The following is a 10,392-nucleotide window of genomic DNA, read 5'->3' as shown; positions in this document are numbered from 1 at the left end:
TTTTCTTGTTCTATGCCGGTATGGAGATGAATGCCATCCATGTTAAAGATGTGGATAACCCGAATAGAAACTATCCCATTGCTATTATGTTGTCCGCGGTGGGGACGGTACTTATTTTCGTATTAGGAACTTTAGCAATTGCCTTTATTATTCCACAATCTGAAATTAGCCTGACGCAAAGCCTGTTGGTGGCTTACGATGATATGTTCAAGTGGGCGCATTTGGAATGGTTGGGGCCAGTGGTGGCTTTTGCATTGGCTATTGGCGTGCTGGCGGGGGTGGTGACCTGGGTTGCTGGCCCATCTTCAGGTTTGTTGGTAGTGGCGAAAGCGGGCTATTTGCCACGCTGGTGGCAACATACCAATAAGAATGGCATGGCGACTCATATTCTGCTGCTACAGGCTCTGCTGGTTTCCTTGTTGGCAATATTGTTTGTGGTATTACCTTCGGTGCAGGCGGCATATCAAATAATGAGTCAAATGACCGTTATCTTATATCTCATCATGTATATGCTGATGTTCAGTTCTGCTATTTATCTGCGTTACAGTCAACCGAATCGTCCACGCCCATATCATATTCCCGGCGGGGCAATCGGCATGTGGATTATTGGCGGAGCGGGGCTTATTGGCTCAATTCTGGCTTTCGTATTCAGCTTTATTCCCCCCAGCCAAATTACAGTAGGCAGTCCAACAGAATATGTCGGAATTCTGATCGCCAGCACGGTGTTCTTTGTTGTGTTGCCATTCTTGATTTATATCGTTCGCAAACCTCATTGGCGCGATGAAAATAGCGATTTTGCCCCATTTACCTGGCAAGCAGAAAACAGTCATCCAGGTATTCCGAGCACGTCGGCGACACATACCAATGACGTCACTGCTGCGGCTACAAAAGCGCCGAAAAGTTAACGTCCTTCCTCTTCATGCAGGGCGGTTTCGGCCCCCTGTTCAATAATATTTAGTGTTGGAGTCAGTGTTATGACTATTGACCTAGCTCGTCTGAATCAAGTTGTTAAGGATAGTTATTCACAATATTCCACCCTCGCCGGAGGAGAGAATGCCAGCTATATTCCTTATCTGGCCAGTGTTCCCAGTCAGCTTGCTGGGTTGGCCATTGTCACGATTGATGGCGATATTATTTCGCAAGGTGATGCCGATTTTCGTTTTGCCTTGGAATCTATTTCGAAAGTGTGCTCTCTTGCCTTAGCGCTAGAAGATATTGGCCCGCAAGCTGTGCAAGACAAGATAGGCGCAGATCCTACCGGTTTACCTTTTAACTCGGTCATTGCGTTGGAGCTGCACAATGGTAAGCCCTTGTCGCCATTGGTCAATGCGGGAGCAATGTCGACAGTAAGTGCGATTAAGGCCAGTAATAGAGAGGATCGCTGGGCACGGATTCTGGACATGCAACAGCAACTGGTTGGTGCGCCGATTGCACTTTCGGATGAAGTTAACCATTCAGAACAAACCACCAATTTTCACAATCGCGCCATTGCATGGCTGCTTTATTCGGCTCAGGCCATGTATTGCGACCCGATGGAGGCTTGTGACGTATACACTCGTCAGTGTTCAACATTGCTCAATACTATTGAACTGGCCACGATGGGTGCAACCTTTGCGGCGGCGGGAGTTAACCCTGTGACTAAAAAGCAGGTGCTGACGGCCAGCAATACGCCATTTATTTTGGCTGAAATGACCATGGAAGGGATGTATGGCAGCTCTGGAGATTGGGCATATACCGTGGGTTTACCGGGTAAAAGTGGTGTCGGTGGTGGGATCCTGGCGGTAGTGCCGGGTGTTATGGGGATTGCGGCATTTTCACCGCCCCTTGACCCGGTAGGCAATAGTGTACGCGGTCAAAAAATGGTGGCATCAGTGGCGCAACAGTTGGGATATAACCTATATAAAGGTTCGCTTTAATCTCGGGTAGCGGCCCTGCGGTGCAGCAGGGCCAAATTAATCATCGCAATTAGCTTAAATCAATATCTTTATGGCCGAAAAACCACGTCAGAATAAAACCCGCAGCATATGAGATGAGAAGGCCAACCACGTAAACCATCATTCCGGCGAAAATCCCCTGGGCTGATGTCATGAGTGGAATAGACACCAATCCCGATGGGCCAAACACCGTATTCAAGCCAACCGGCAGCCCCAACCAGGCAACCAGACCGATAAAGAAGCCGCCGACAGCACCACCTAAACATGCTGTAATAAAAGGTTTCAGGCGCGGTAATGTCACACCATAAATAAGTGGCTCACCAATCCCTAATAACCCAGGGAAAATGGCCCCTTTAATCTGTGTACGCAGGACAGAACCTTTTGGCGAACGGGCATATAGTGCCAGTGCTGCACCCACTTGGCCCGCTCCTGCCATAGCCAGAATAGGGAATAATGAGTTGAAACCTTGCGCGTCCATTAAGGCAAAATAGACCGGAACAAAACCTTGGTGAATACCGAACACTACGGCAATCAGGAATAAGCCAGCCAGAATTGCGGTGCCGAACGGGTTACCATTTAAATGCATAAACAGCCATGACATGCCTTTAAATAGCTCGCCACCGACTGGCATGATGGCAACGAAAGTGATTGCACCTGTAATCAATAACGTGATCGCCGATGTCAGGATCATATCCAAATTATCGGGAATAAAACGACGTACTTGCCGCTCAATCCAGGCACCTAACATACAGGCCAACAGAACGCCGATGATGTTGCCGCGTGGGTCAATCGCCAGCCCAAAGAAGCTTTCCATCCCACCGTAGTAGCCAACAGTGCCTTCCGGCACATAGCGTAAAATAAACAACGAAGCGATAATTGCGCCGTTGACTCCCGTCCCGCCAAAGGCTTTCTGTGTATTAAAACCAATTAAAATGCTGAGGAAGGTGAATAAACCGATGCTGAATACTTTCATGTAAGCAATCAGTGCCGCTAACCACGGGGATTGAATCACTCCATCCAATGCCAGTGTTTGCTGGAGCAATGTTGCGATCCCCAACAGTAATCCTGCGGCAATGAATCCGGGAATCAGTGGGGTAAATATAGTGGCGAATTTGGTCAGAAAATTGTGAACAGCACTTTGCTGTTTCGCTTTCATTTGCTGTTTTGTCTGGCTGGCCAGTGCATGCAAATCTGCATCCTGAGTGCTTTCATGTTGCGGCTGCGGTTCAGAACTCAGCACCTTATTCATCATCTCACTGGCAGTTTGAGCTTTGCCCGGCCCGAGAATGATTTGTAACTGATCATCGCCGTTAACGATCCCCATCACTCCGGGTATCTTTTTTAAGCTTTCATGTTGTATTAGTTGACGATCTTTTAAGGTCAGGCGCAGCCTCGTCATGCAGTTTCCACAGACGATGATATTCTTACTCCCGCCAATCAAGAGTAAGATCTGCTCTATCGTAGTACTGGTTATTTTCGCCATGTTTATACTTTAATCTCCTTGAGCGCTTTACGGATGAATCCTTTATTTTTTATAAGGATATCGGTAGCTTCTTCTACAGACATACCACTCAGAATCATCATAATGGCTGTTTTGCAGTGACGGTTACATTCATCAAGTGCAGCTTGTGCCTCCTTGGGGGAGCACTCCGTCGCTTGAACAACAATATCGACCTGACGTTGCACCAGCTTGGCGTTTGTCGCTTCAACATCTACCATCAGATTGCTATACACTTTTCCACTGCGAATCATTGCGCCGGTTGTCAGCATATTCAGAATTAACTTCTGGGCAGTCCCTGCTTTCATCCGTGATGACCCCGTGACAACCTCAGGGCCGACCAGCGCCTCAATAGCGATATCTGCCGCTTTACTCATTTCGCTATTCTGATTACAAGAAATCGCCACTACACTAGCCCCAACACTACGGGCATAGGCCATCGCCCCCAGCACATAAGGTGTGCGGCCACTGGCTGCAATTCCGACCAGCACATCTCGTGCATTGAAATGTAGGTCACGCAGGTCTTGCTCACCCATTTCTCGGCTATCTTCTGCATTCTCAACCGCTTGCAAAATAGCTGTGTTGCCGCCAGCGATAAGGCCGACGACCATTTCTCGTGGCGTTCCATATGTTGGTGGGCACTCACTAGCATCCAGAATCCCCAGTCGTCCGGAAGTACCGGCCCCACAGTAAATTAATCTACCGCCACGCGCGAAAGCCTCGGCGATAAGCGAAACGGCTTGAGCAATCTCGGGCAGTTTTTCCTCAATCACAAAGGGCACTTTTTTATCTTCATGATTGATAACCTTGAGTATCTCCAGTGCTGAAAGAGTATCAATTTGAGAACTGGCGGGGTTCCGGCTTTCCGTAACCATTGAGCTTAGATTAATCGTCATGGGGACTTCCTTTTATTTAAATTATCGGCGATGTTAAGTAATTAATTATTTATTAAACGTGATATATATCACGGTAAAATCTATTCTAATCACTGGGGTTATGAGGAATAAGTACAGATAAAATAGAACAAATAAATAAATTATTTTCATTACATTTATGCAGTTACACCTTAGTCATAAAAGGTATTTGGCTGGAATAATCTATTGTCTTTAACGGGAAACCTTTGATGTCGATTTTGAATGAAATAACCTGGTTACTACCTGAATTGGCTGAAAACCAGAAAAAAATAGCGAAATGTATTCTTGATAATCCTGAGTCTATTCTCAGTATATCTTCCTCTCAGTTTGCAGAGAATGCAGGCGTCAGCCAATCGGCGATTGTAAAATTTAGTCAGAAGATTGGCATGAAAGGCTTTCCAGCACTAAAAATCGCTATCAGTGAAGAATTAAGCAGAAATAACTTATTTAAATCCTATCCACATAAAGCGCTACATAATTCTATTTCATCCGAAGACTCATTGATGGTGATGGCGCAAAAGCTTGCGCATGAGAAGACGGCGTCAATTATGGAAACAACGAGGAAAATTAATTTTTCTGTTTTCCAGCAAGTGATCTCGCTCATTAATACTGCCCAGCGCGTACAAATAGTGGGTATTTGGGGATCAGGACTTACTGCAAAAGACCTGAGCTATAAATTACAAAAAATTGGCATAATGACCCTGGTTGAAGCGGACCTCCATGTGCAGATTGCGGCAGCACTCACCCTCACACCCAAAGATGTACAGATTGTTCTTTCCTTCACTGGTAGAAGAAAAGACATGAGAATTGCAGCAACAGTCGCTAAAGCGCAAGGGGCAACTGTCATCGCGATTACTGGCAGTAAAGTCTCGCCGTTGGCTAAGATCGCAGATTATGTCCTTGAAAGTATTTCGGATGAAAATGAATGGCGAAGTTCTTCAATTTCTTCCCGAACGGCCCAAAATACCCTAACCGATCTGATATTCTTGGCATTGATGCAGCAACGGAAAGAAATGGCTAAACCTTTGATTCTGAATGCCAGTATGACAATAAACAATCTGGATGACTGATGTGCTGGCATATCGATTCATAAACTTTAAGGCAATGAAGGTAATATATTTTAATTATCTCATTGCCCTATGCTACTTTCAGTGTTTTATTTTCATCAGAAATTACCTACAAACTCTAGTGGTTATTAGATGATTATATTTAGATTAATTTAATAATAAGTATTCCTGATGGTAATAAGTTATTCTTGGCTTTGCCACCTTGTATAGTGGGTTTGCGGATATGAAGTCACAAAAATAAGTGTTATTATTCCTTATTCGAGTGAAAAGGCGAATCAATCAACTGTGATAATTATCACTTTATTGTGTGAGCTAAAAAGTAAAATCGCCCGACTAACATAACTAATGGAGGAGTTAATGAAAAAATTAATACCTGCGATTCTATTATTTAGCACCTGTACTTATGCAGATGTTATTCCAGATGCTCAACTTAAAGACATGTGGTTGTCGCCAAAGATATCTGCTGAAAAAGTTATCTCAAAAATGAGTTTTGAAGAAAAATTGGGGCAAATATTAATGGTTGATATTCGCTCCTGGAGTCATGCGGATAACAGCGACAAAACAGCATTCATTGAGATTAATGAGGCTGTCAGTAAGATGATTCGCGATTATCATTTAGGTTCTATTATTCTTTTCCGTGAAAACCTGATTGATACCCCACAAACAGTTACGTTAATTAATAATCTTCAAAATGCGCGCAGCAATCTCCCTCTGTTTATTAGCACCGATCAGGAAGGAGGGTATGTCACTCGTCTACGAGTGGGTACTGAAATGCCAGGAAATATGGCATTAGGGGCAACCGGATCATCCAAGTTTGCTCAACAGGCCGGAAGTATCCACGGTTATGAATTATCTAGCTTGGGTTTTAACTTTAATTTTGGCCCTGTCGTTGATGTCAATAATAACCAGAATAACCCTGTCATTGGCGTGCGTTCTTATTCCAATGATCCGGTGTTGGTGGCGGAGTTAGCCCGTAGTTATATTAGTGGCATTCACAAATACAATGTACTCACTTCACTCAAACATTTTCCCGGTCATGGAAATGTCACCTCGGATACACATTTTGCCTTGCCGACAGTCAATATTGACAAAGCTGCATGGCAGCAAGTCGAACTGAAACCCTTTGTTGAAGTCATGCCAGTAACTGATGCAATTATGACTGCCCATGTGGTTGTGCCAGCTCTGGATAATTCAATGTTAACAAATACTAAGGGCGAAAAAGTGGGCACTCCAGCCACATTATCAAAGCCCATCCTGACTGATATCTTACGTAATCAGCTCAAGTTTGATGGCTTGATCCTGACAGATGCTATGGATATGGGCGCGATTACCAGTAACTTTGAGCGTAATTGGTCTATCAAGCAGGCCATTATGGCAGGTAATGATATTGTCTTAATGCCAATGGAAATTAAGAACCGCGCCAGTATTGAACAACTCGATGCTCTTTATGATTATTTAAAAACCGAAGCCACAAAAGATCCTGAGCTTAAACAACGTATTGAGGATTCAGCACAGCGAGTCATTTACACCAAACTGAATAAGCGTATTTCTCCTGAACCGCATGATATTACTATCGCGGAAAAAGTTGTCGCATCAGAAAACCATAAGAATATTGAAAATTTCATTTCTGAACAGGCTATCACGCTAATCAAAAATGATAATATTTTACCTTATCAAGTAAAATCACAAAATAAGATAATAGTATTCTCTGACGAGAGACCACGCAACGAACTCATTACTAAGCATCTTAATGATATTGCTAATAAATTTAACGTTGACTTTGCCGTTAAAAATAAAGTAATAAAACTGGATAAAAGCGATGCAAATCCTGAAGATATCGCCAAACAGATTAAAGGCCAGGATCTTATTATTCTTGCTACCTATAATCTTAAACTTGAACCAGTTAATGCGCAGCGGATCATCGATGAAGCCAATAAGGCTAATATCCCTTTAGTCGTTATATCAAGTCGTAACCCTTATGATATTGCTTATCTATCTGGCGTAAAGGCGAATATTGCTATCTATGGTATTACCGGGTTCGATGTGACTAATAATGTACGAAACAGTTTAGAAACTAATATCCGCAGTGGGCTAAGAACACTATTTCAGGGGCCAAAAGGGAAATTAGATGTATTGGCAGAGTCACATGGGAAATTACCGGTGGATATTAGAACTCCTGATAATAGCCAGATACTCTATCCACGTGGTTATGGATTAACGACGTTATAAAATTATGGAAGGTGAAAATGAATATCTTAAAAGGAATTGTGGTTTTCAGCACACTAACAATGTGTACGCCCGTATTAGCAGATGAATTTGAAACTGACTATGACCAAGAGATTTACAAATTAAATAAGAGAATTCAGCAAATAGAAAAAGAAAAAAAAGAAGTACAGGATAAGTTAAGGCAAAAAGCCTGGAACTTCGAAACTTATATAGGTGCAGAACAAGAGATAGACAGTGATGAAAGCTGGAAGTTTATTAAAGGTAGTATGGCAACCTCACCTTATGTTGGTGCTTATATTTATCAGCATGACTCGCTGTGGCTATATGACGTTCAGTTTTTAAAGACATATCTGGATAATAATCCAGAGTATGATCGTACACGTTGGCAGGCTGGGGTCACCAGAACTTTTCCTTTCACCTATGATGGTAAGAGTGGTAATACGAAATTACGCTTGGGTTATCGTAATGATAACTGGCATTATCCTTCGATTAGTAATCCAGCATTGGCTGACCCTGAGTACAAGGGGGATGTCCGTAAAGGTGAAGAGCGGCATGAAATCTGGATCCGTCCACAGGCGTATTATCAATATTCTGAAAATCTAAGTTTTAACGCCAGTTTCTCATTTCGCCTGATTGATCGTAAGTTGGATTATGCTCGTGCTAAAGGGAGTTATGGCGTATACAAACGAGATTGGAGCCAAATAAATGAGCATTTCGCGGGTGCTAATATCGCCTTTAATCAGAAAAATTCACTCTGGTTAAACTATTTGTACATTGATGAGCAATTGGTCAATACGCTTTATAACAAAGAGCATTTCTTATGGGGAATTTACCGCCATAAATTTGATAATGGTCTTCTGTTTATGCCTTATACGCGTCTGGCTCTGGTTAAAGGTTCGCAGAGTTTTCGTGACTCGAATAATAATGAAATTGTGCATAAAGAAAAAAATCGTAGCCGCTATGGTTTGCAGGTGCTCTATCCGTTAACGAAGCAGACTTCAATTTTTGCTGATACCTATTACCGCCCAGAGCAAACCTGGACTAACAGCCACAAAACCAGCAATAATTTTTGGTTTTGGGCTGTGGAGTTGAGACATAATTTCTGATACTTAATAAGAGATATCAGAACATCAATTTATTAATAGTGAGAGACTAGGGATGGGGTATTTCCTGCGAATATTATTATGTCTGTATGGACTATTTATTATAACTACTGGCCATGTCAGCGCTACCCAAGAAATTATTTTAGGCATTGATCAGGAAAATATTTATGGGCCATTACTTAAAAACAAGCGTATTGGCTTAATGGTCAACCAAAGCTCGATTAACAAGGAAGGACGTCATACCATCGACAAATTGTTATCCGAGCAGAATAAATTCCATTTTACAGTGACAAAATTATTCTCTGTTGAGCACGGTATCCGTGGGAATGCCGATGCCGGATTAGGGGATGATAATCACATCGATAAACAGAGCGGTCTTCCTATTATTTCTTTATATGGAAGAGATAAAGATGGGCGAATGAGGGTACATCCCACTGAAGCGCAGTTATCTGATCTTGATATCGTTATTTATGATTTACAGGACGTTGGTGTTCGTTATTTTACCTATACTATTTCCATGCATCATATGTTAGAAAGTCTGCAAAAGTATCATAAACAATTTATGGTATTTGATCGGCCGAACCCACTTGGAAATCATGTTTATGGGCCAATTCTTGAGGAGGAGAACATTTCTGGTATTGGTATGCATCCTGTCCCAATGGTGCACGGGCTGACGTCTGGGGAGTTTGCTCGTATGATAATAAATGAAGGTTGGTTAACACATTTCAATGATTCAAATTGGCAGGCATTTGGTATCAAAGCTTACCAGTTTCCCCCAGAAGATTTGACTGTTATCGCCATGGGCAATTACACACATAATTCGCCTTATTCATTGCCAGTAAGACCTTCGCCAAATTTACGCAGTGATTTGGCTATTCAGCTTTACCCTTCTTTGGGATTATTTGAAGCAACCAGTGTTAATATGGGCCGAGGTTCAGACTATCCCTTTGAGCAGTTGGGTTTCCCATCCAGGAAGTTTTATATTAACACCTGCTATCACGTAGATATTAATCAGCAGAAAACAGGTTGGCCGCAAGCGGGCAAGGAAGTGTGTGGCGAAAAATTTACTGCCGTCAATATAGCCGATATTAAGCCGACGATACGTTATTTTGTTGAATGGTGGTTTAAATTTAAAGATGCGGGTTATTCTATGGTTCTTTCCCCACAGAGGGAGGCCAATTATCTGGAACATCAGGAAGAGTATTTTCTAATACGGCCTACGTGGTTGGCTAAATTAACAGGTACGCGCAATCTAGTTAAATTAATGGAAGAAGCAGATAAGAAGAAATTAACTGTCGATGAGACCGTGAATTATCTGGAGTCTAACTGGCAGCCCGATCTTGATAATTATCTGAAGTTACGCGAGAAATATAAAATTTATCCTTAAATCTTATTTTCTTCTTTGACGTTTGGGGTGTTGGTGAGCACTACCCCCCTTTTTTACGATTACTGTCTTGGGTAGCGTAATCACGCATTTAAACCAAATAAAAAGGGGTCAGATGATTGCTCATCTAACCCCTTACAAATTTGGTGGCCCCTACTGGACTTGAACCAGTGACCAAGCGATTATGAGTCGCGTGCTCTAACCAACTGAGCTAAGGGGCCAAACTTGGACGCTGATTATACGGTAGTTTTTATCCTGCGGTCTAG

At 42.7% G+C, this 10,392-nt stretch carries 8 protein-coding genes and 1 tRNA gene; 6 read left to right on the top strand and 3 right to left on the bottom strand.

The annotated features are described in order from the left end of the window. Together ACNSO8_RS04270 and glsA are read left to right on the top strand one after the other, a co-directional pair. Window positions 1-905 (top strand): amino acid permease (locus ACNSO8_RS04270; RefSeq protein ID WP_418393924.1); only part of this gene is annotated, 905 nt, incomplete at its 5' end. 69 nt (window positions 906-974) lie between these two features. Next, a complete protein-coding gene (gene glsA, locus ACNSO8_RS04265; RefSeq protein ID WP_019080002.1) occupies window positions 975-1,916 on the top strand; it encodes a glutaminase A in 942 nt (313 codons plus the stop codon). Window positions 1,917-1,965: 49 nt separating this feature from the next. Here glsA and murP read toward each other — a convergent pair whose 3' ends face one another. Next, window positions 1,966-3,417: a PTS N-acetylmuramic acid transporter subunit IIBC gene (gene murP, locus ACNSO8_RS04260; protein ID WP_026017905.1), complete on the bottom strand. Its 1,452-nt coding sequence runs from the start codon at window positions 3,415-3,417 to the stop codon at window positions 1,966-1,968. A gap of 2 nt (window positions 3,418-3,419) precedes the next feature. Beyond that, the gene (murQ, locus tag ACNSO8_RS04255) at window positions 3,420-4,328 is read right to left on the bottom strand and encodes an N-acetylmuramic acid 6-phosphate etherase (RefSeq protein ID WP_019082255.1); all 909 of its coding nucleotides are present in this window, start codon (window positions 4,326-4,328) and stop codon (window positions 3,420-3,422) included. Window positions 4,329-4,555: 227 nt separating this feature from the next. Here murQ and ACNSO8_RS04250 point away from each other — a divergent pair, with 227 nt between their 5' ends. The 4 genes from ACNSO8_RS04250 (at window position 4,556) to ACNSO8_RS04235 (ending at window position 10,129) form a co-directional block, all read left to right on the top strand. Continuing rightward, complete coding sequence (locus ACNSO8_RS04250) at window positions 4,556-5,416, top strand: SIS domain-containing protein (protein WP_019079999.1); 861 nt, start codon at window positions 4,556-4,558, stop codon at window positions 5,414-5,416. 354 nt (window positions 5,417-5,770) lie between these two features. Next, window positions 5,771-7,642: a glycoside hydrolase family 3 protein gene (locus tag ACNSO8_RS04245; protein WP_263700257.1), complete on the top strand. Its 1,872-nt coding sequence runs from the start codon at window positions 5,771-5,773 to the stop codon at window positions 7,640-7,642. A gap of 17 nt (window positions 7,643-7,659) precedes the next feature. Further along, complete coding sequence (locus tag ACNSO8_RS04240; RefSeq protein ID WP_418393925.1) at window positions 7,660-8,745, top strand: hypothetical protein; 1,086 nt, start codon at window positions 7,660-7,662, stop codon at window positions 8,743-8,745. 52 nt (window positions 8,746-8,797) lie between these two features. Then, window positions 8,798-10,129, top strand: coding sequence for an exo-beta-N-acetylmuramidase NamZ domain-containing protein (locus ACNSO8_RS04235; RefSeq protein WP_046050208.1), 1,332 nt, complete (start codon window positions 8,798-8,800; stop codon window positions 10,127-10,129). Between the two features lie 141 nt (window positions 10,130-10,270). Here the strand turns inward: ACNSO8_RS04235 and ACNSO8_RS04230 are convergent. After that, a tRNA-Ile gene (locus ACNSO8_RS04230) sits at window positions 10,271-10,347 on the bottom strand. Window positions 10,348-10,392: the final 45 nt, after the last annotated feature.

It is taken from the genome of Yersinia sp. LJYL362 (assembly GCF_048323875.1).
The sequence above is the reverse complement of the archived record's forward strand: the minus strand, read 5'-3'. Positions and strand labels throughout refer to the sequence as shown.

Coding starts and splice junctions, on each gene's coding strand:
- murQ (WP_019082255.1), bottom strand. CDS start 4,328: ATGACGATTAATCTAAGCTCAATGGTTACGGAAAGCCGGAACCCCGCC.
- murP (WP_026017905.1), bottom strand. CDS start 3,417: ATGGCGAAAATAACCAGTACTACGATAGAGCAGATCTTACTCTTGATT.
- ACNSO8_RS04235 (WP_046050208.1), top strand. CDS start 8,798: ATGGGGTATTTCCTGCGAATATTATTATGTCTGTATGGACTATTTATT.
- ACNSO8_RS04245 (WP_263700257.1), top strand. CDS start 5,771: ATGAAAAAATTAATACCTGCGATTCTATTATTTAGCACCTGTACTTAT.
- glsA (WP_019080002.1), top strand. CDS start 975: ATGACTATTGACCTAGCTCGTCTGAATCAAGTTGTTAAGGATAGTTAT.
- ACNSO8_RS04240 (WP_418393925.1), top strand. CDS start 7,660: ATGAATATCTTAAAAGGAATTGTGGTTTTCAGCACACTAACAATGTGT.
- ACNSO8_RS04250 (WP_019079999.1), top strand. CDS start 4,556: ATGTCGATTTTGAATGAAATAACCTGGTTACTACCTGAATTGGCTGAA.